The following is a 20,769-nucleotide window of genomic DNA, read 5'->3' on the forward strand; positions in this document are numbered from 1 at the left end:
TCCCTCCGCTGCCTGCCTTGCCGGCGGTCTGTGTCCCGGAGGGGTTATCCATCTAACGCCAAGTTTCCTCTAACGCCAAGTTTTCTTCTTTTTCCAGCGCCGTTCGCCTCGCGCGCCGGCTTCCTTGGCGCCAAGGTAGAACTCCTGGATGTCCTGGGAATGCATCAAGCGGTCGCAGCTGTCGTTCATCACGATGCGGCCGATCTCGAGCACATAGCCGTAATGCGCGGTCTCCAGCGCCACCTTGGCGTTCTGCTCGACCAGCAGGATCGACATGCCCTGCTCCTCGTTGACCCGGCGGATGATGGTGAAGATCTCCTTCACCAGCAGCGGCGACAGGCCGAGCGAGGGCTCGTCGAGCAGCAGCAGCGTCGGCCGGTTCATCAAGGCGCGGCCGATCGCAAGCATCTGCTGCTCACCGCCGGAGAGCTGGCCGGCCGGCTGGTTGATGCGCTCCTTCAGCCGCGGGAAATAGCCGTAGACACGTTCCATGTCCTCCGCGACGCCGTCGCGGTCCTTGCGCGGATAGGCGCCCATCATCAGGTTCTCCCGCACGGAGAGGAACGGGAACACCTCGCGTCCCTCCGGCACGTGGCTGAGACCCAGCCGGACGATCCGGTCGGCCTCCATGCGCTGGATCGGCCTGCCCATGAACTCGATCGCGCCCTTCTGCGGATCGAGGATGCCGGAGATCGTTTTCAGCACCGTGGTCTTGCCGGCGCCGTTGGCCCCGAGCAGCGTGACGATGCGGCCGCGCGGCACCTCCAGCGAGATGCCGCGGATCGCCATGATCGGCCCGTAATAGCTCTCGACGTTGGAGAGTTTTAAGATGATATCCGGTGTCACGGCGGCATCCATGCGTCAGGCTCCGAGATACGCGGCGACGACATCGGGATGCTGCTGCACTTCGGCGGGCGAGCCCATCGCGAGCACCCTTCCATAGTTCAGCGCGATGACGCGATCGGAGACGCGGTTGACCAGCGACATGTCGTGCTCGACCATCAGCACGGTGACGCCGAGCTCGCTCTTCATGTCGCGGATCCAGAACGACATGTCGTCGGTCTCCTCGACGTTGAGACCGGAGGACGGCTCGTCGAGCAGGATCAGCTTCGGCTCGGAGCACAGCGCGCGCGCCAGCTCGATCACCTTGCGCACGCCGTAGGGCAGGCCCGAGATCAGCTTGTCGCGATAGGGCTCGAGGTCGAGGAGCTCGATGACCTGCTCGACCCGGCGGCGGTGCACCTTCTCGCTGGCCCGCACGCTCGGCAAGAACAGCAGCTCCTGCCAGAGCTGCGTGGTGGAATGGCGGTGGCGGCCGACCAGCAGGTTCGACAGCACGGTCGCGTTCTCGAACAGCTCGATGTTCTGGAAGGTGCGGGCGATGCCGAGCTTGGCGATGTCGTAGGGCGGCTGCTCGGTGATGTCCTGGTCCTCGAAGAAGATGCGGCCCGAGGTCGGCCGGTAGATCCGCGAGATCAGGTTGAAGATCGAGCTCTTGCCGGCGCCGTTCGGCCCGATGATCGAGAGGATCTCGCCCTTCTCGACCGCAAAGGACACCGCATCGACCGCCTTGAGCCCTCCGAAATGCAGCGACAGGTTCTCGGCGCGGAAATAGCTCATCGGTTGCGCTCCGACTTCACGTAGATCTTCTGCCGTTTGAAGGTGGCGCGCTTGTAGAGCGGGAACAGCTGGAAGAAGAGTTTTATCTTCAGCCAGCGGCCGTAGAGCCCGAGCGGCTCGAACAGCACGAACAGCACGATGATGATGCCGTAGATCGCGCCCTTCAGGCCGTTGAGCGAGGCGAAGGCCGCGACCTTGGACTGGATATTGCCCGCAGTCGCCGTGCCGGCACCGAACGTCGCGGCAATGCCGGCGATGATGCCGGGCATGTCGTCCTTGAGATAAGTGAGGAACGGATCGATCATCACGATGAAGATCGCGCCCAGCACCGCGCCGTGCAGGCTGAACGTGCCGCCGATCAGGATCACGATGATGAACTCGATCGAGAGCTGGAGCGTGAACATCTCCGGCGAGATGAAGGAGAGCTTGTGCGCGAACAGCACGCCGGCAAAGCCGGTGATCGCCGCCGAGATCGCAAAGGACTTCACCTTGTAGAGCGCGACATTGACGCCCATGCTGCGCGCCGCGGTCTCGCTGTCGCGGATCGCGACGAAGGCGCGCCCGGTCGGCGAGCGCAGCAAATTGAGCGTGCCGACGATGGTCAGCACCAGCACGGCAAGGCAGAGGTAATAGAAGGTCGGACTGTCGCGCGGCACGGTGACGCCGAGCAGCGACAGGGTCTTGACCCGCATGCCCTCGTTGCCGTGGGTGACGCTCTCCCACCGCGCCAGGATCTCCTCGACGATCAGGGCAAAGGAGATGGTGGCGATGACGAGGTAGATGCCGGTGAGGCGCAGCGCGGGAAATCCGACCATCGCGCCGATGAGGCCGGTCAAGGCGCCGGCGGCGAGGAAGTAGACCGGGAACGGCACGTTGTATTTCTGCAGGTAGGCCGCAGTGTAAGCGCCGATCGCGAGGAACGCGGCATGCCCGAGCGAGGCCTGGCCGGTGAAGCCGGTCAGGATCAGCAGCGCCACGCCGACGGTTGCATAGATGCAGACGAAGACGAGCTGGCTCATCAGGTAGCTGGAGAGCAAATAGGGCGCGATCAGCAGCAGCGCGAGCAGGACGCCATAGGTGACGACGTAGCCCGAATGCGGAAACAGCTTGATGTCGTCCTCGTAGTCGGTCTTGAACAGGAAGCGCATGGCGTTCAGACCTTCTTGCGGACGTGAAGGCCGAACAGGCCTTCGGGCTTCAGCAGCAGCACGGTGAGCAGTACGATGTAGGGCGCGACGTCCTTCCAGCCCTCGGCCAGGTAGAAGCCGGCCATGCTCTCGATCACGCCGATCAGGACGCCGCCGACCACGGCGCCCGGGATCGAGCCGAAGCCGCCGAGCACGGCGGCCGGAAAGGCCTTGAGACCGAGCACGAGACCGACATTGGAATGGATGAAGGTGATCGGCACCAGCAGCACGCCGGCGCAGGTCGCGACCGCCGCACTGATCGCCCAGACGATCGACACCACGCGCTTGACCGGAATGCCCATGTAATAGGCCGCCAGCATGTTCTCGGAGCTGGCGCGCATCGCGGTGCCGAGCGTGGTCTTGTTGAAGAACAGATAGAGCAGCGTGCACAGGATCATCGTCGCCGCGATCACCGACAGCTTGTCGTAGGCGAGCACCAGCGAGCCGATCCGCAGCACGCCCTGGCTGAACGGCGTCTCGATCTTCAGATCGTCGGTGCCCCAGATCATGCCGGCGATCGAGCGCAGGAAATAGCCGAGGCCGATCGTGGCCATGATGATGGAGAATTGCGGATAGCCGAGGATCGGCCGCACCACCACGCGCTCCGCCACCATGCCGAACAGCGCCATCGCCGCTACCGCACCGGCAAAGCCGATCCAGTAGTTCAGGCCCATCATGCCGATGAAGGTGAAGGCGAAGAAGCCGCCCAGCATCATCAGATCGCCCTGGGCGAAATTGACGACCTCGGTGGCCTTGTAGACGAGCACGAAGCCGAGCGCGATCAGGCCGTAGACGCAGCCGAGCGCAACACCGCTGACCAGCTGCTGAACGAAATCCAGCATCGCCGCGCATCCTCCCGATGCAACCAACGGTTCTTCCGACCGCCTCGATGCATCTTGTGTCCAGTCGCTACGCAGTCGTTTCGCCGCGTTAGCTCCATTTGTCCCGGCGCCAATTCAGCCTGAACGCCCGCGCGCTGTCAACAAACGGTGACTTGCCTTTAGTCCAAGACGGATGACGGAATTTGTCGGCCGTAGATTCACGGTGCCGAAACATCTTCAAGTCAAGGTCGCGCGCGATGCAAAACCGGATGGTATGGCCGTCATGAAGCCGGACAACTCGGCGCTGGAAGTCCGAGGGTTAACGAAGCGTTTTGACCGTTTGGCGGTCGACAGCCTCGATCTCACCATTCACGCCGGGGAATTCTACGCCCTGGTCGGCCCCAACGGGGCCGGCAAGACCACCACTTTGCGCATGGTTGCAGGCCTGCTCAGGCCCGATGCCGGCGCGGTCTCGATCTTCGGCATCGATGCGCTCCAAAACCCCGTCGCCGCCAAGCAGGTGATGGCGTGGGTCTCCGACGAGCCCATGATCTACGACAAGCTGACCCCGCTCGAATATCTCGAATTCGTCGCCGGGCTCTGGGGCATCGCGCCGTCGATCTCGGAACCGGTCGCCGAGGAGCTGCTCAGCTCGCTCGGGCTCGAGCCGCACCAGCACGAACGCTGTGAGGGCTTTTCCAAAGGCATGCGCCAGAAGGTGGCGTTGGCCGGCGCGCTGGTGCACGATCCCCGTCTCATCATTCTCGACGAGCCGCTGACGGGGCTGGATGCCGTCTCCGCCCGCCATGTGAAGGGTCTGCTCGGCGAGCGCGTCCGCGCCGGCTGCACCGTCATCATGACCACGCACATCCTCGAGGTCGCCGAACGCATGGCCGACCGCATCGGCGTGATCGCCTCGGGGCGTCTCGTCGCCGAAGGCACGCTCGGCGAGTTGCGCCAACAGAACGGCCACGCCGACACCAGCCTGGAAGACCTCTTCATCGCGCTGGTGACGCTGCAGGAAGCAGCATGAGCTCGGCGACCGCATTGTCCTGGTTCGCCCGGCACGAGCTCAGGCTCGCCTGGCGCGAATGGTTCGCCATGATGACCGGCGGGAGGCGCACGCGGGCGCGCGCCGCCGTGATCGGTCTGCTGTTCTTTGCGGCACTGCTGCACGTGCCGGCCTGGGCGGTGATCGGCCGCTTCGCCGATCTGCAGCTGCCGCTCGACAAATCCTCGCTGATCGTGATCACGGCGACGATCTTTCTCGCCTGGACCTTGATGCTGTCGCAGGCGATCGAGTCGGTGACGCGGGTGTTCTACGCTCGCGCCGATCTCGACCTGATCATGTCCTCGCCCGCGACACTGGCCAATCTGTTCTCGGTCCGCATCGCCGCGATCGCGCTCACCGTCACCGCGATGGCGCTGCTGTTCTCGACGCCATTCATCGACGTGCTCGTGATCGGGGGCGGGCCACGCTGGCTTGCGGCGTTCGGCGTCGTCATCGCCATGGGCCTGTCGGCCGCGGCGATCGCGATCGCCGTCACCATCCTGTTGTTCCGCCTGATCGGCCCGGCGCGGACGCGCCTCGTGGCCCAGATCCTCGCCGCCATCATCGGCGCCGGCTTCGTGATCGCGCTGCAGGTCGCCGCGATCATGTCCTATGGCACGCTGTCGCGCTTCACGATCCTGACCTCCGGCAGCATGGCCGCCCACGTCCCCGAGATCGATAGCATCTGGTGGTGGCCGGCACGTGCCACCATGGGCGACAACGAGGCGCTGTTGCTGCTTCTCGCGCTCGCTCTCGTGCTGCTCGGAAGCGTCATGGCGATCTTCTCGGGCCGCTTCGCCGACACCGCGATCGACGCGGCCGCCTACGGCAGGTCCGGCCGCCGCAGCGCGAAGCAGCGCGCATTCCGCGGCGGATCGCGGCAGCAGGCGTTGCGGCGCAAGGAATTCTCGCTGCTCTGGCGCGATCCCTGGCTGATCTCGCAGACCCTGATGCAGCTGCTCTATCTGGTGCCGCCGGCACTGCTGCTCTGGCGCAATTTTGCCGAGAGCTCGGCGGCCCTGACGCTGATCACGCCCGTGATCGTGATGGCGGCAGGACAGCTCGCCGGCGGGCTCGCCTGGCTGACGATCTCCGGCGAGGACGCCCCCGACCTGGTCGCGACCGCGCCATTGATGCCGTCGAGCGTCATCCGCGCCAAGATCGAGGTGGTGCTGATCGCAATCGCCGTCATCTTCTGTCCGCTGGTCGCCGCGCTGGCCTTCGCCTCGCCGCTCCAGGCCGCGGTGAGTGCCGGAGCGATCATCGTCAGCGCGGCCTCCGCGACCGCGATCCAGCTCTGGTTCCGCGTCCAGGCCCGGCGCAGCCAGTTTCGGCGCCGCCAGACCTCGTCGCGGCTTGCGACCTTTGCCGAAGCCTTCTCCTCGATCGGCTGGGCCGCAAGCGCAGCGCTGCTGCTCGCCCTGCCACTGGCCGGCCTGATCAGCGCCCTGATCACCGCGGGCCTCGTCGCCATCACCTGGAAGTTCAGCCCAAGGCGCGACTAAATAACGGGAATGACAGGTGCGACACTGACGCGCTGTTGATCGCAAGCTGTTGGCGGCGCGCTGCATTGCACGCTAGACTTTCGCCCTGAAGTCATCGGGGACGGATTCATGTGGCGACTGGTTTCGGCAGCTCTGGCGCTGTTCGGCGCATTCCTCTCGCCTGCCCTCGCCCAGCAGCCCCAGCGCAGCGAATGCCTGGCGATGGCCAATGCCGCGCCTCGTATCATGTCGGCCGCATTCCGGCAGGCGGCCGCCGCCGCCGAAGTCCAGATCACCTATGCCGGCCATTCCACCTATTTCATCGACACGCCCGGCGGCTTGCGCATCGCCACCGACTATAGCGGCGCGTATCAGGTGGGGCGGCTGCCTGACGTGGTCACCATGAACCGGGCGCACAGCACGCACTACTCCTTATTTCCGGACAAGCGCATTCCCCATGTGCTGCATGGCTGGGGCGAGGACGGCAAGCCCGCCATCGTCTCCGAGCGCATCGGTGACACCTTCATCCGCAACGTCACCACCGACATCCGCCGCTATTTCGGCGACGATGCCGGCACCGACATGATACGCGACGGCAACTCGATCTTCATCTTCGAGGTCGCCGGCCTCTGCATCGGCCATCTCGGCTATCTCCACCACAAGCTCGACGACAGCCATTTCGCCCAGATCGGCCGGCTCGACATCGTGATGGTGCCGATCGACGGCACCTACACCATGTCGCTCGACGGCGTCTCCGAGATCACCAAGCGGCTGCGCGCTTCCGTGGTGCTGCCGATGCACCGCTTCGCCACCCCGCTCGACGACTTCATGCGCCGGATCGGCCAGCAGTTCGAGATCGACCGGCGCATCGACCGCTCGTTCCGGATGTCGCGGGACGCCCTGCCGTCGGCGCCGACGGTGATCATCCTCGACGGCGTCTGACGCGCGAAGCAGGAACGCATCAACCTTCTCCGACTTGGTTGCTTCGAGATCGTCTTCGATCGGAGCAATCATGAGCAGAAGGTTCCTGGTCATCGGCGCGTTCGCCGCCATCTATCTGCTATGGGGTTCCACCTACTTCGCCATCACATTGGGCCTGAAATCGATCCCGCCGTTTCTGCTGATGGCGCTGCGCTCGTTCTGTGGCGGCATCGTGCTGCTGGCGATCAGCGGCCGGCAGGTCGCGAACGTGTCGTTGCAGGCGTGGGCGGCGCCATGCCTGTGCGGGCTGCTGTTCTTTGTCGGCTGCCACGGCGTGCTCGCCTTCGCGCAGCAATCGGTTCCCTCGGGCGTGGCAGCCATCGTACTCGCCACGATCCCGTTCTGGATCCTGCTGATCGATACCTTGTTCCCCGGCGATCAGCGGCCGAGGCCCCTTGCCCTGCTCGCGCTGGTGCCGGGCTTCTTCGGCGTCGGGCTCGTCGCATGGCAGAACGTCACGCAGGCCGGTATCAGCATTCTTCCCGTCGTCTGGCTGTTGCTTGCGGCCTTGTCATGGTCCGCCGCGACCGTCCTGTCCCGACACACGTCAGGCGAGACGTCCGCCATCCTGCTGTCGGGCATGCAGCTGTCGATCGGCGGTATCGTCTTGTTCGCGATCAGCTGGCTGACGGGCGAGGTCGAAAACTTCAGGCCGGGCGACGTCTCGCCGACTTCGCTTGCAGCGGTGCTATGGCTGATCATCGCTGGCAGCGTGGTGGGATTCGCCGCCTACAATTGGCTGTTGGAGAACGTCTCGACCTCGCTGGTATCGACCTATACGTTCGTCAACCCGGTGATCGCAGTGCTGCTCGGAACCGTCGTGCTCGGCGAGCCGTTCTCACGCATGATGCTGCTGGGCGCGAGCCTCGTCATTGTCTCCGTCATCATCATTTGGTGGGCGGAACGCTCAGGGAGCAGGCGGACGAACGAGAGGAGCGACAGGAGCATGGCACGTCTGTCCCTGCGCAAGACCTGACGATCGCCGACGGCAATTTTCTCCAAGTCCTCCGCGGTCCGGCCGTGCTGATCTCAGCGAACAGGAGATTGCCATGACCGACTTTGCGCGACTGTTACACGCCGATGGACCGAACCCGGAGCACGCCGCGGCGCTCCAGCTTTACGGCCGCTTCGTCGGCGACTGGGAAGCCGAGATCACGGCCCATGGCCCTGATGGAACGAAACACATCGCGCCCGGCGAGATTCATTTCGGCTGGATTCTGGAGGGTCGCGCCGTCCAGGACGTCTGGATCATCCCCCGCCCCGTCGGCAGCGCGGCTTTTCCGATCGCCGGCAATTGGTACGGCACGACGCTGCGGGTCTATGATCCGTCGATCGATGCGTGGCGGATTTTCTGGTTCGATCCCGGCCGCTGCGTATTCCGTCAGCAGATCGGCCGCCCGCGCGGCGCGGATATCGTGCAGGAAGGCACGACGGACTCAGGCGATCTGACGCGCTGGAGCTTTACGGAAATCACCGAGGACTCCTTCCATTGGCTCGGTGAGGTCAAGCCTGCCACTGCGAGCGATTGGCGGCTCGTGGTCGGCGTGAGGGCGAAACGGCGCAAGGCCTGACGACAGCGCCGCTGTGCTCAAGACGAAGGGCGCGGTTGCGCGCCGCGCGCTGCTGCATGCAGGGACGAACTGCTAGGCTCCCGCCACAAGAATACAAGGGGAGCGAACGCCGATGGCTGCAAGCGGTCTGCCCGCCAACACGAGCGGGCTATTCGTCGAGCCGCGCGAGGACTGGCTCGCGCTGCATCAGGAAGAGGTCATCGATCCCTTGCGGCCGATCGTCGATCCGCACCACCATCTTTGGAATCGCGGCCACCGCTATCTGATCGAGGAGATGGCCGCCGACATCGCCTCCGGCCACAACGTCATCGCCACCGTCTATGTCGACTGCCGCTCGATGTATCGCGCACATGGGCCTGAGGCGTTCCGCCCCGTCGGCGAAGTCGAGTTCGCCAACGGCGTCGCGGCGATGAGTGCGAGCGGCGGTTACGGCAGGGCCGCGATCTGCGCCGGCGTCGTCAGCCACGCCAACCTGCTGCTGGGTGACGCCGCCAAACCGGTGCTGGAAGCCGAGATCGCCGCCGGCAACGGCCGCTTCCGCGGCATCCGGCATTCCTCGGCCTGGGACGAAGACCCCGTCGTCGCCGGCATGTATGCCACCCGGCCGAGGGGCCTGTTGCAAGACCCGGCCTTCCGCAAGGGCTTTGCCTGCCTTGCCCCGCTGAACCTGAGCTTCGATGCCTGGCTGTTTCATCCGCAGATCGGCGAGCTGACCGAGCTGGCGCGCGCCTTTCCCGACACCAGGATCGTGCTCGACCATTGCGGCGGGCCGGCCGGCGTCGGCCGCTTTGCCGGCCGGCGCGAGGAGGTGTTTCCGCAATGGCGCGCGTCGATCCAGGAGATCGCGAGATGCGAGAACGTGGTGGTGAAGCTCGGTGGCCTTGCGATGTGTCTGCTCGGCTACGACTTCCATCTGCGCGAGAAGCCGCCGTCATCCGAAGAGCTCGCCGCGGCCTGGCGGCCCTATGTCGAGACCTGCATCGAGGCGTTCGGCGTGAAGCGCGCGATGTTCGAGAGCAACTTTCCGCCGGACAAGGGCCAGTGCAGCTACCAGGTGATCTTCAACGCCTTCAAGCGCATCGCCGCGCCTTTGAGCGAGGCCGAGAAGACGGCACTGTTCTCGCGGACTGCAACCGAATTCTACCGGCTCGATCTGCCGTCGTGACGAGAAGAGGGGCCGGGATGTTGATCCCGACCCCTCTTCGTCGTGGCCGCTGGGAAGCGTTCTTGAAAGCGTTATCGGATGACTAGCCGGCGCCCATCAACGAGGCCGGACGGCGCTCGCCGCTGAAGGCGAACATCTTCTTGAGCTTGTTGACGACGCGGATCAGGAAACCGATCATCACCGGATTGGTCTTGCGGCAGAAGGCGATCTTCCTGACGTGGCCTTCGACATGCCATTTCGCATGCGCGCCGTCGCGGAAGAAGATGACGTCGCCGGGGCCGTAGCGCTTCGGCGGCATGCCGTCGCTTTCGAGCACGATCGATCCTTCCATGATCATGATCGTCTCATCGATATCGTAGTACCAGTTGAAGCGCCCTTCGGTGCAGGCCCAGATGATCGTCTGGGCGGTGCCGTCGGCGCTGGTCGACAGGACGCGCGAGCGCGACACTGGATTGCCTTCGATGATCCAGGACGGCTCGATCGGCCGCAGCTCCAGCTCCACATTGCTACTACCGATTTCAATCAATGCGCGCGACATCTACTTCCCCAGGAAATATGAATATGTATGGCCGGGTCTCGGGCCCGGATTGTTTCGAAAGATGTTGGAACGCTAGTAGCCGGTTTTTAATTCTTTCTTACGCAGGCCCCGACAATCAGCTGCAAGTTGCAGGTGCGAGACGGTTAACGTCAGGATTTCCCTGCGAATCCGCGCAGATGAACCCAACTTTTCCGGGGTGCGACAAAGTGCGCGAAGTATCAGGAAGGAGCCACGCGATGCCGCTCAGCCCAGAGGTTCTGACAGCCAAAGGCGACGTGGTCGCCCGGCTCGGCGACTTCGATATCTCCCTTACGCCGGACGAAGAGCCCTGGTTCACCATCGACGGCATCGAAAGCCCGCGGCAGATCGGCAGTGACGGCTCCGGCGGCGCGTTCGTGCTGCTGCCGTCGCAGAATGTGCTCTACGTGTCATCCGAGGGCCGCGCGGGAATCATCGCGGAGAGCTTCGAGGCGCTGGTCCAGCTCGTCGTCGCCCGCCCCTACTGGCTCGACATCCTGAAATTTTCGGCCGGCGGCGATCTCCTGGAGATGCGGCGCGCGGCGGATACGCTGGAGGCGACACTGGACGACGAGGACGAGGTCAACGAGGCCCGCGAGGACATCCGCAAGGCTCTCGACCTGCCTGAAGTGGACGATCCGGTCGGCGCGCTCTACGAGGCGGTGGCTGCCTCCGACGCCATCGTGCGGGCCACCGACGGCAGCCCGTTCACGACGCTGTTCAACCGTTTCAGCATCGACAACCACCCGATGCTGCGCAACGCGGCGGCGTGAGACGTCCAGCAGCGAGTACGTTCAGGAAAAGGTTGTCGCCCCCGGGCGTTCACCAGAGTGCACGCCTCGTCCTTCGAGACGACCGCTCCGCGGTCTCCTCAGGATGAGGCTAATTGAGATCGGTGCCCGCTAAGCGATTGCCGCAAACTCCGTCCTCATCCTGAGGAGCCCGCCAAAGCGGGCGTCTCGAAGGATGACTGCAGGGAAACCGCTTCCATGCGCGACAGCCCTGCCTCTACCGAAGAGGTGAAGCGCGCTACTTCGCCCACTCGCCCTTGCGGAACACCGGGACCTTGCTGCCGTCGGCCAGAATGCCGTCGATATCTGTCTCGGCCGAGCCGATCATCCAGTCGATATGGATCAGGCTCTGGTTGCCGCCCTGCGCGGCGATCTGCTGCGGCGTGAGCTGGGCGCCGTTGACGAAGCACTTGGAGTAGCACTGGCCGAGCGCGATGTGCGAGGCGGCGTTCTCGTCGAACAGCGTGTTGTAGAACAACAATCCACTCTGCGAGATCGGCGAGGAATGCGGCACCAGCGCGACTTCGCCGAGTCGGCGCGCGCCCTCATCGGTGTCGAGCACCTTGTTGAGCACCTCAGCGCCGCGTGAGGCCTTGGCGTCGACGATCCTGCCGTCCTCGAAACGCACCGCGATGTTGTCGATCAGCGTGCCCTGGTAGGACAGCGGCTTCGAGCTCACGACATGGCCGTAGACGCGGCGGCAATGCGGCGTGGTGAAGACCTCTTCGGTCGGGATATTGGCGTTGCAGCTGATGCCGTTCTTGGACAGCGACGCGCCGCCCTCCCATTCATGGCCGTCGGCCAGCCCGATGGTGAGGTCGACGCCCGGCCCCGAATATTGCAGTGCGCGAAAACGCTGGCCGTTGAGCCAGTTGGTGCGTTCGCGCAGCACCGCATTGTGGCTCGCCCAATTGCCCATGGCGTCCTCGCGGTCGACGCGGGACGCGGCGAAGATCGCATCCGCGAGCTTGCCGACGGCGACGTCCTCGGGATCACCGGGGAAAACCTGCCTGGCCCAGGACGGGCTCGGATAGGCGATGATGTTCCAGTTGGTGTCGAAATTGACGATCTTTTCCAGCGCCGGCTGATAGGCCATCGAATTGGCCTTGCTGGCGCGTGCGACCTTGGAAGGATCCTCGCCCGACAGCAGCATCGGATTGTCGCCGACGATGGCAAGCCGCGCGGTGTTGTCGGAGAATGCCTTGGCCATGCCCTCGTAGAGCCAGCTCGCGGCGCGATCGAAGCTGCTGTCGTGACCGTGGCGGTAGCGCGCCAGCGTCATCTCCTCGTCCGACAGGATCGGCGTGACGATGCCGGCGCCGGCCTTGTAGGCATGCACGGCGATGCGCCGCACCAGCGGCAGCGCGATCGCCGGCGCCGTCAGCAGCAGATCCTGTCCCGGCCGCAAGCCCAGGCCCACCTTCACCGCCACCTCGGCCAGCCGGTCGAGTTTCGCGGGATCGATGGGAGTGGCGGTGATGCGTTGATCGGTCATGCCGGGTCCTCTGCCGAAAGTCTCTCGTTCAATCTAAGTCTAGCATCGCGAGACACAAGTATGCGAGCGCCTTGCGACAGATGAAAGATACGCAGTTTCACGCATCTTGGTTTTCAACGTGTTGAAGATTTCAGCACCCGATCGACCATGGCAGGCGCAAGCCCGAGGTAATTTTTCGGTGAGGTGAGCGCCTCGATTGTGGCACGGTCGATGCGGCTGGATATCCGTGAATCTGCGGATAGCGCGTCGGCAAGGCTGATTCCCTTGTCGTTGGCCTCGCGGCAGGCGTCATAGACCACGTCATGCGCCTCCTGCCGCCCGATCTGCGGCGCGAGACCCATCATGACCGCTTCGGCCACAATCAGACCGCGGCTGACGGCGAGATTGTCGTTCATCTTCCTTTCGTCCACGATGAGGCCTGCGAGCGCGAACTTGGCCTGGTGCAGTGCGCCGGCGGTCAGCACGAAGCTTTCCGGGATCGCCATCCATTCGGCGTGCCAGGGACCGGTGGCGCGCTCGAAATCCTGCACCATCGCGTCCAGCATCAGGCCGGCGTGCTGGCGCACCGCCTTGGACGCCGCAAGCATCAGCTCCGAGGAGATCGGGTTGCGCTTCTGCGGCATGGTCGAGGAGGCGCCGCGGCCCTTGACGAAGGGCTCGTAGACCTCGGCGAACTCGGTCGAGGCCATGATCATGACGTCGAGCGCGATCTTGCCGAGCGAGCCGGTGACGAGCGCCAGGAAATTGACGGCCTCGGCAAAGCCGTCGCGCGCGACGTGCCAGGTCGAGGCGGGAATGCCGAGCTTCAGTTCGGCGCAGAGCGCCTCCTGCACCGCAAAACCCTTGTCGCCGAGCGAGGCCAGCGTGCCGGCGGCGCCGGCGAACTGCCCGACCAGGACGCGCGGCTTCAGTTGGGCGAGACGCTCGGCGTGGCGGTCGAACATCGCGAGCCAGATCGCGGTCTTGTAGCCGAAGGTGACCGGCAGCGCCTGCTGCAGATGGGTGCGGCCCGCCATCGGCGTGTCGCGATAGCGCTTGGAGAGGTCTGCGAGGATCTTGCGCAGTTCGGCGATGTCGCGCGCGACGAGCTCGAGTGCGGCGCGCAGTTGCAGCACCACGGCGGTGTCCATGATGTCCTGCGTGGTCGCGCCCCAATGCACGTAGCGGCCGGCCTCGCCGCACTGCTTCACCATCTGATGCACCAGGGGAAGGATCGGATAGCCGACGATGTCGGTCTCCTGCCTGAGCAGGTCGAAGTCGAGCGCCGTGACGTTGGTCCTCGCCGCGATCTCATTGGCAGCGTCCTGCGGGATCACGCCGCATGCCGCCTCCGCCTTCGCCAGCGCCACCTCGACCTCGGCATAGCGCCCAACCAGCGCGACGTCGGAAAACACCTCGCGCATCTCGGGCGTGCCGAAGGCATCGCGGAACAGCATGGAGTCGAGCACGGTGGTCGCGGCGTGAAAAGCGGGCATGGGCGTTTCTTCGTGGCTGTTGTTTTGTCTGCGGATAGCTTACGCGGGTCGCAGTGTTCGGCAATGGACATTCATCGTTCGTCACATGTTCGGTGTGCGTGATCGTTCGTAGCCCGCATGAGCGAAGCGATATTCGGGACCAGTCGCCCCGGATATCGCTTCGCTCATCCGTGCTACGCGCCACTGCACACGGGTCACCACCTTCCTGTCAAAACTTTAATTCAGCGCGCTTGCCCAGTTGCACTATCACTCGTCATGCGGCGGCTCTCGCGCCGCCTGACGAGGAGACCTCAATGTTGAAATCGTTTCGCTTCGTTGCTGAAGCTTGTCTGCTTGCAGGCCTGTCGACGGCAACACTGACGAGCGCGTCGGCGGCGCCGATCGGGCAACCGCTGGCGATGACGCACGCGGACCAGGGGCGGGTCGAACAGGTGCGCTGGTATGGCCGTCGCGGCTGGGGTTGGGGCGGCGGCGCGTTCGTCGGCGGCCTCGCGGCCGGCGCGATCATCGGCGGCGCGGTGGCCGCACCCCAATATTACGGCTCACCTTATTATTATGAGCCGGGCTATCCGCCCCCGCCCGCCGCCTATGGACCGCCGCCGGACGGCGACGTGCAGTACTGCATGCAGCGCTACAAATCCTACAATCCGAACACCGGGACCTATCTCGGCAATGACGGCCGGCGCCATCCCTGCCCGTAATGTTTCTGATCTCGCAGTCTCGTAGCCCGGATGAGCGCAGCGACATCCGGGGACTGCGCAACGACCGGCCCCGGATGTCGCTTCGCTCATCCGGGCTACGATCAGCACCCGACAATCTGGCCGGAACGGCCAGATTGTCTTTTCAGGTTGTATTCCTCCTAGAAAATCGCATGGCTGCCATCACGCGATCGTGGTGAACCGGAGAGACCGTTCGGCGGACTCACAGACTTCAAGGCGAAATCCATTTTGATTTTTTTATTGCCCGATACCGCTGTGAGATCTGAGTCTCGACGTGCAGTTTCTATTCCGGGATCACCTTCTCGATACTGACCTGCGCGAGCTGAGCCGCGAGCAGGTTCCCGTTGCCGTGGAACCGCAGGTTTTCGATCTCGTGGTCCATCTCATGGAGAACCGCGACCGGGTGGTCAGCAAGGACGAGCTGATCGACAAGATCTGGCACGGGCGCAGCGTCTCCGAATCCACCCTGACCAGCCGCATCAACGCGGCCCGCAAGGCGATCGGCGACAATGGCGCGAATCAGGCGCTGATCCGCACCATCGCGCGCAAGGGATTTCGCTTCGTCGGCGACGTCGAGACCAAGCTCGGCGCGGTCGCACCGGAGATCGGCCGTTTCGTCCAGGCGCCGCAGGCCGTGCTCGCGCTGCCCGACCGGCCCGCGATCGCCGTGCTGCCCTTCACCAACATGAGCGGCGACCGCGAGCAGGATTATTTCTCCGACGGCATCAGCGAGGACATCATCACCGCGCTGTCGAAGCTGCGCTGGTTCTTCGTCATCGCGCGCAACTCCTCCTTCGTCTACAAGGGCCGCGCCGTGCACATCCACGAGGTCGCGCGCGAGCTCGGCGTGCGCTACGTGGTGGAAGGCAGCGTGCGACGAAGCGGCGACCGCCTGCGCGTCTCGGCCCAGCTCAACGACGTCTCGACCGGCAGCCATCTCTGGGCCGAGCGCTACGACCGCGAGCTTGCCGACATCTTCGCCGTGCAGGACGAGATCACCGAGGCGATCGTCGCCGCGATCGAGCCGCAGCTCTATGCTGCCGAGAGCTTTCGCGCCCAGCAAAAGCCGCCGGGCAGCCTCGACGCCTGGGGCCTCCTGATGCGCGGGCTGTCGCATTACTGGCGCATCACCCGCGAGGACAATGCGACGGCGCAAGGACTGCTGGAGAAGGCCGTCGCGATCGACCCGGCCTATGGCAAGGCGCTGGGCCTGCTCGCGACCAGCCACATCTTCGGCGCGCATATGGGCTGGGCCGACATGGCTGCGACCGTGCCGGTCGCCGAACGCGCTGCGCTCGCGGCGGTGGAGGCCGATCGCGAGGATGCCTTCGCCCACCACGGCCTCGCCTATACCTATCTGTTCCGCCGCCGTTTCGACGACGCGCTGGCCGAGTTCGAGCTGACCTTGCGGCTCAATCCGAACTTCGCGATGGCGCACGCCTTCCACGGTGTGACGCTGTGCTACGCGGGACGATGGCAGGACGGCGATGCCGCCGCGCGGCGCGCGCTGCGGCTGAGCCCGCGCGATCCGCTCGCGGCGATCTATTGCGGCGTTGCCGCCTATGCCCAGTTCATCGGCCGCAACTACGAGCAGTCGATGCAGATGGCACGGGAATCGATGCGGCAGCGCGCCGATTTCGTCGGCGCCCATCGCGTGCTGACCGCCGCCGCCGGCATGTCGGGAGATCCCGGGCTCGCTGCGTCCGCGCTGGAAGGCCTGCGCCGCACCCAGCCCGGCATCTCGCTCGCCTGGATCACGCGCGAGCTGCCGATGCTGCGGGAGGAAGACCGCGAACATTACCTGGAAGGATTGCGGCGCGCGGGGATGAGGTAGTCGTTCACCCTCCCCTGGAGGAGGAGGGTCGGCTCGCATCTGGGCGCAGCGAAGATGAGAGACGGGGTGGGGTGACGGTCTCTCCACAACGAACACTGCCCGTGTTGAGAGATCACCCCACCCCGCTCGCGCTTCGCGCGATCGACCCTCCCCCTCCAGGGGAGGGTAAGAACGAGCCTACTCCTGCATCATCTCGCCGCTGCCGCCGAACTCGGCCGGGAAATCCTTCAGCTTGGGCAGGCCGTCGCGCATCGGCAACACGGCCTCGGCGTAATTGACGTGGACGCCGGGCGTGAAGGCGAGCGTGGGAATGGTGGCGGTGAAGACGTCGATGAGGCCGAGCGGCGGATGATTGGTCATCAGATGGCCGCCGCACTTCCTGCAAAATTTGCGCTGGCTGAGCGGCGTCTTGGCGAAAGTCTCGACATGCTGGGCGCCCTCGGTGATGCGCACGGCTTCGGGCTTCCACAGGCTGAAGGCGTTCACCGGTCCGCCGGACCAGGAGCGGCAGGAGCGGCAATGGCAATAGCCCATCGCCTCCGGCGCGCCCGTGACCTCGACCGTGACCGCGCCGCAGAAGCAGTTTCCGACATGTTTCATTTGGTCGTCTCCATGATGAGGGATCGATATCGCGTGTCGGGGCGCCATGCGTCCTCCTTTCGGTGGACGCATGGCGCGAGGCGGAGACTATACTGATCTGCGCCAGGGAATAAGCATCGACACCCGTTGTTTGTACTGCCGGTACTCGTCGCCGAAGAGCTCGACGAGGTCGTGCTCCTCCAGCGCGATGCCGACGAAGATGTAGATCGTGGTCACGGCCGCGAACAGCAGATGGCCTACAGTCATGACCGGCGCCGCCCAGAACGCGATGATGAAACCGAGATAGATCGGATGGCGAACGAACTTGTAGAGCAGCGGCGTCTTGAAACGCGGCGGCGCGGCTTCCCTGCCGACGAGATGATCGGTCACCTGGGACAGGCCGAACAATTCGAAATGGTTGATGATGAAGGTCGAGGTGAACACCAGCACCCAGCCCGCGAAGGACAGCGTGACCACCGTCACGGCAAGATCCGGGTTCTCGACCTCCCATATGACCGTGGGCAGCGGACGCCACTGCCAGAACAGGAGGAGCAATGAAAGGCTCGCGAACAACACATAGGTCGAGCGCTCGACCGGCTTGGGGACGAACTGCGTCCACCACGCCTTGAATTGTTGACGCGCCATCACGCTATGTTGAACCGCAAATAGCGACATCAGCAGCAGATTGATGATGACCGCGCGAAAGACGGGCGCTTCGGCTCCGGTGTCGATGGTCTTCGGCACCATCACCCCCATGACGAAGCCGATGGCGTAGAGAACGGTGACGAAAAAGACGAGATATGCCGCAATTCCGTACAGAAAGGCGATGAACCTGAAAATGCGCGAGCCCGCAACCTCCGGGCCGATGGAATGAACCTGGTGATCAAGTTGGGTCATAGAACGCTCCGTTGTGCCGAGGCATCGGCACTGTTTGGTCTTCGCACCATGCCGGATCGGACGTCCCTCGACTTTCGCGGGGGGTTGATTTTCGCCTGAGACGACTTTGATTTTTGCTTGAGACGACAGAAACGTGCGATTTTGCTTTGAAAACAACGTGCTGGACGGCGATCTGCGGGAGCTCACCTGCGGCGGGGCGGCCGTGCCGTTGCAGCCGCAGGTGTTCGATCTCCTGCTTTACCTGGTCGCGGAGCGCGCCCGGGTGGTCAGCAAGGATGACCTGATCAGCCAGATCTGGAGCGACCGCATCGTCTCGGATTCCGCCCTGAACAGCCGCATCAACGCCGCGCGCAAGGCGCTGGGCGACGACGGAGCGACCCAGCGGCTGATCAAGACCATTCCGCGCAAGGGCTTTCGTTTCGTCGGCGACGTCAGGGAAGACGTGGCGGCCGCGCCGGTGCCAGCTGAACCCGGCACAGCCCGGCCGCGCGCAGTGACGGACCGCCCGGCGATCGCGGTGCTTGCCTTCGAGAACATGAGCGGCGATCCCGCGCAGGACTATTTTGGCGACGGAATCAGCGAGGACATCCTCACGGCGCTGTCGAGGCAGCGCTGGTTCATGGTGATCGCCCGCAACTCGTCCTTCACCTACAAGGGTCGCGCGGTCCACATCAGGCAGATCGCCGAGGAGCTCGGTGTCCGCTACATCGTCGAGGGCAGCGTGCGCAAGGCGGACAACCGGGTGCGCATCACCGCGCAGCTCAACGACGCCACGTCGGGCAGCCATCTCTGGGCCGAGCGCTACGACCGCGAGCTCGTCGACGTCTTCGCCGTGCAGGACGAGATCACCAACGCGATCGTCGCGGCGATCGAGCCGCAGATCCACGCCGCGGAGAATTTTCGCAGCCATCGCAAGCCGCCCGCGAGCCTGGACGCCTGGGATCTCTTGATGCGCGCGCTGTCGCATTACTGGCGCGTGACCCGGCAGGATCACGAGGCCGCGAAGACGCTGCTCGAGCGCGCGATCGCGATCGATCCGAATTATGGCCAGGCGCTGTCGGTGCTGGCCGTGAACGACATGTTCGGCGTGCATCTCGGCTGGGCCGAGCTGACCGCGGTTGCCCCGGCCGCGGAAACCGCCGCGCTCAAAGCGGTGCGCTGCGACCATGAGGATGCCTGGGCGCACGCCGCGCTCGGCAGCGTCTACTTCTCGACCCGCAGGCTTGCGGACGCGTTGTCCGAGTTCGAGCAGGCCCTCGCGCTCAATCCGAACTTCTCGCTGGCGCAAGGCTACCACGCGCTGGCGCTGTCCTATGCCGGACGTTCCGGGGATTCATTCGAGGCGGCGCAGAAGGCGATCCGGCTCTCACCACGCGATCCGTCGCTGGCGATCTATCACGGCATCGCCGGCTATGCGCGCTTCACCGAGCGGCAGTATGACGAAGCCATCGCGCTCGCGCGCGAAGCGATCCGCCACCGCGGCGACCTCACCGGCGCCTACCGCGTTCTCGCCGTTTCGGCCGGCATGACCGGCGATAGCGCGCTCGCAGAGATGGCGCTCGACGAGCTCCGCCGCACCCAGCCGGGCATCTCGCTGCACTGGATCGCGACGAAACTGCCGTGGGCCAGCGACGCCGATCGCGAGCACTATCTGGAGGGATTCAGACGAGCGGGGTTGCGGTGAGGCGCGACGCTGCTCTTACCCTCCCCTCCACAATCGTAGGGTGGGCAAAGGCGCATTTGCGCCGTGCCCACCATCGATCCAATACCGCTAATGAAGAGGTGGGCACGCTTCGCTTTGCCCACCCTACGATATCTATGGGCGTCGACAGAAACTGCCCGTGTTGAGAGATCACCCCACCCCGCTCGCGCTGCGCGCGATCGACCCTCCCCCTCCAGGGGAGGGTAAGAGCGGAGGGTAAGAGCGTGGCGGCGCTACGCCCTCTTCCGGCGCAGATGGACGATGACGTCGAGCCGCGCGATCTCGTGGCCGGGAAGCGCCTCGGGCATCCTGGCGAAGGCGAGGCCGTCGGCGACATCGAGCAGCACATCCTCGCCTTCGAGGTAGAAGTGCGGATGCACCGATGTGTCGGTGTCGAAGAACGACTTGATGCCGTCGGCGGCGATCCGGCGCAACAGGCCGGCTTCCGTGAACTGGTTCAGGGTGTTGTAGACGGTCGCGAGCGACAGATAGGCGTTCGCCGCCATCGCCTCTTCATAAAGGCTCTCTGCGGTGACGTGACGGTGGCCGCGCAGGAACAGCAACTGGCCGAGCGCAAGGCGCTGGCGGGTCGGCCGCAGGCCGGCATCGACGAGCAATTGCAGACAGTGCTGCATGCCCTCATCGACCTCCGGTCCGGCGACATCGGGGCCGCTGTCGTCGCACGCAGGAATATTCGTGACCTGGATGTCCATCGATCGTCTCACGTCTGCAAGAACCAGGACGCGCAACACGACATCCCGCCAGTTGCTATTGGATCGCAGAAGCGGCGATTTGGCTTTGATCGGGATCAAATTTGGCGCCGACCCGCCACTGACCTATC

The 20,769-nt window shown here is 64.7% G+C and carries 20 protein-coding genes; 10 read left to right on the top strand and 10 right to left on the bottom strand.

Going from position 1 to position 20,769, the window contains the following annotated elements; translation table 11 throughout:
* Positions 1-69: 69 nt before the first annotated feature.
* From IQ16_RS25095 to IQ16_RS25110, 4 genes are read right to left on the bottom strand one after another with little or no spacing between them, the layout of a single operon-like run.
* Positions 70-858, bottom strand: coding sequence for an ABC transporter ATP-binding protein (locus tag IQ16_RS25095; RefSeq protein WP_018643390.1), 789 nt, complete (start codon positions 856-858; stop codon positions 70-72).
* A 3-nt stretch (positions 859-861) separates the two neighbouring features.
* Positions 862-1,620 carry an ABC transporter ATP-binding protein gene (locus IQ16_RS25100; RefSeq protein WP_018643391.1) on the bottom strand — a complete coding sequence of 253 codons (759 nt, stop codon included), beginning with the start codon at positions 1,618-1,620 and terminating at the stop codon, positions 862-864.
* Entirely contained in the window at positions 1,617-2,768 is a 1,152-nt protein-coding gene (locus tag IQ16_RS25105; protein ID WP_018643392.1) for a branched-chain amino acid ABC transporter permease, read from the bottom strand. The genes IQ16_RS25100 and IQ16_RS25105 overlap by 4 nt, the downstream gene beginning before the upstream one ends.
* Before the next feature lie 5 nt (positions 2,769-2,773).
* Positions 2,774-3,649, bottom strand: coding sequence for a branched-chain amino acid ABC transporter permease (locus IQ16_RS25110; RefSeq protein ID WP_018643393.1), 876 nt, complete (start codon positions 3,647-3,649; stop codon positions 2,774-2,776).
* A gap of 262 nt (positions 3,650-3,911) precedes the next feature.
* Between IQ16_RS25110 and IQ16_RS25115 the strand changes: the two genes are divergently transcribed.
* From IQ16_RS25115 to IQ16_RS25140, 6 genes are all read left to right on the top strand, one after another.
* Positions 3,912-4,661 carry an ABC transporter ATP-binding protein gene (locus tag IQ16_RS25115; RefSeq protein WP_026312053.1) on the top strand — a complete coding sequence of 250 codons (750 nt, stop codon included), beginning with the start codon at positions 3,912-3,914 and terminating at the stop codon, positions 4,659-4,661.
* The gene (locus tag IQ16_RS25120; protein WP_018643395.1) at positions 4,658-6,184 is read left to right on the top strand and encodes a hypothetical protein; all 1,527 of its coding nucleotides are present in this window, start codon (positions 4,658-4,660) and stop codon (positions 6,182-6,184) included. The genes IQ16_RS25115 and IQ16_RS25120 overlap by 4 nt, the downstream gene beginning before the upstream one ends.
* A gap of 108 nt (positions 6,185-6,292) precedes the next feature.
* Positions 6,293-7,105: an MBL fold metallo-hydrolase gene (locus tag IQ16_RS25125; protein WP_145831809.1), complete on the top strand. Its 813-nt coding sequence runs from the start codon at positions 6,293-6,295 to the stop codon at positions 7,103-7,105.
* Between the two features lie 70 nt (positions 7,106-7,175).
* A complete protein-coding gene (locus tag IQ16_RS25130) occupies positions 7,176-8,120 on the top strand; it encodes an EamA family transporter (RefSeq protein ID WP_018643397.1) in 945 nt (314 codons plus the stop codon).
* 73 nt (positions 8,121-8,193) lie between these two features.
* Positions 8,194-8,715: a hypothetical protein gene (locus IQ16_RS25135; protein WP_018643398.1), complete on the top strand. Its 522-nt coding sequence runs from the start codon at positions 8,194-8,196 to the stop codon at positions 8,713-8,715.
* A 112-nt stretch (positions 8,716-8,827) separates the two neighbouring features.
* Positions 8,828-9,880 carry an amidohydrolase family protein gene (locus IQ16_RS25140; protein WP_018643399.1) on the top strand — a complete coding sequence of 351 codons (1,053 nt, stop codon included), beginning with the start codon at positions 8,828-8,830 and terminating at the stop codon, positions 9,878-9,880.
* Positions 9,881-9,962: 82 nt separating this feature from the next.
* Here IQ16_RS25140 and IQ16_RS25145 read toward each other — a convergent pair whose 3' ends face one another.
* Positions 9,963-10,418: a cupin domain-containing protein gene (locus IQ16_RS25145; protein ID WP_018643400.1), complete on the bottom strand. Its 456-nt coding sequence runs from the start codon at positions 10,416-10,418 to the stop codon at positions 9,963-9,965.
* A gap of 236 nt (positions 10,419-10,654) precedes the next feature.
* Here IQ16_RS25145 and IQ16_RS25150 point away from each other — a divergent pair, with 236 nt between their 5' ends.
* Positions 10,655-11,209 carry a Clp protease/crotonase-like domain-containing protein gene (locus tag IQ16_RS25150; RefSeq protein ID WP_026312054.1) on the top strand — a complete coding sequence of 185 codons (555 nt, stop codon included), beginning with the start codon at positions 10,655-10,657 and terminating at the stop codon, positions 11,207-11,209.
* A 256-nt stretch (positions 11,210-11,465) separates the two neighbouring features.
* Here the strand turns inward: IQ16_RS25150 and IQ16_RS25155 are convergent, their stop codons facing one another.
* Both IQ16_RS25155 and pcaB read right to left on the bottom strand, forming a co-directional pair.
* A complete protein-coding gene (locus IQ16_RS25155; protein WP_018643401.1) occupies positions 11,466-12,722 on the bottom strand; it encodes an aminopeptidase in 1,257 nt (418 codons plus the stop codon).
* A gap of 113 nt (positions 12,723-12,835) precedes the next feature.
* Positions 12,836-14,197, bottom strand: coding sequence for a 3-carboxy-cis,cis-muconate cycloisomerase (pcaB, locus tag IQ16_RS25160; protein ID WP_018643402.1), 1,362 nt, complete (start codon positions 14,195-14,197; stop codon positions 12,836-12,838).
* 293 nt (positions 14,198-14,490) lie between these two features.
* On the opposite strand from pcaB, the gene IQ16_RS25165 reads away from it, so the two are divergent.
* Together IQ16_RS25165 and IQ16_RS25170 are read left to right on the top strand one after the other, a co-directional pair.
* Positions 14,491-14,898, top strand: coding sequence for a BA14K family protein (locus IQ16_RS25165; RefSeq protein WP_018643403.1), 408 nt, complete (start codon positions 14,491-14,493; stop codon positions 14,896-14,898).
* Between the two features lie 292 nt (positions 14,899-15,190).
* Positions 15,191-16,750 carry a winged helix-turn-helix domain-containing tetratricopeptide repeat protein gene (locus tag IQ16_RS25170; RefSeq protein ID WP_018643404.1) on the top strand — a complete coding sequence of 520 codons (1,560 nt, stop codon included), beginning with the start codon at positions 15,191-15,193 and terminating at the stop codon, positions 16,748-16,750.
* Between the two features lie 177 nt (positions 16,751-16,927).
* Here IQ16_RS25170 and IQ16_RS25175 read toward each other — a convergent pair whose 3' ends face one another.
* Positions 16,928-17,350, bottom strand: coding sequence for a GFA family protein (locus IQ16_RS25175; RefSeq protein WP_018643405.1), 423 nt, complete (start codon positions 17,348-17,350; stop codon positions 16,928-16,930).
* Between the two features lie 87 nt (positions 17,351-17,437).
* On the bottom strand, positions 17,438-18,226 hold the full coding sequence (gene mddA / locus IQ16_RS25180) for a methanethiol S-methyltransferase (protein ID WP_018643406.1): 789 nt from the start codon (positions 18,224-18,226) through the stop codon (positions 17,438-17,440).
* 133 nt (positions 18,227-18,359) lie between these two features.
* Here mddA and IQ16_RS25185 point away from each other — a divergent pair, with 133 nt between their 5' ends.
* Positions 18,360-19,910 (top strand): winged helix-turn-helix domain-containing tetratricopeptide repeat protein, encoded by a 1,551-nt coding sequence (locus IQ16_RS25185; RefSeq protein WP_018643407.1) that lies wholly within the window; start codon positions 18,360-18,362, stop codon positions 19,908-19,910.
* A gap of 251 nt (positions 19,911-20,161) precedes the next feature.
* Here IQ16_RS25185 and irr read toward each other — a convergent pair whose 3' ends face one another.
* Positions 20,162-20,641 (bottom strand): Fur family transcriptional regulator Irr, encoded by a 480-nt coding sequence (irr, locus tag IQ16_RS25190; protein ID WP_018643408.1) that lies wholly within the window; start codon positions 20,639-20,641, stop codon positions 20,162-20,164.
* Positions 20,642-20,769 lie beyond the last annotated feature (128 nt).

Origin of the sequence: Bradyrhizobium huanghuaihaiense, from assembly GCF_007830635.1 — a bacterium.
Taxonomy (GTDB): domain Bacteria; phylum Pseudomonadota; class Alphaproteobacteria; order Rhizobiales; family Xanthobacteraceae; genus Bradyrhizobium; species Bradyrhizobium huanghuaihaiense.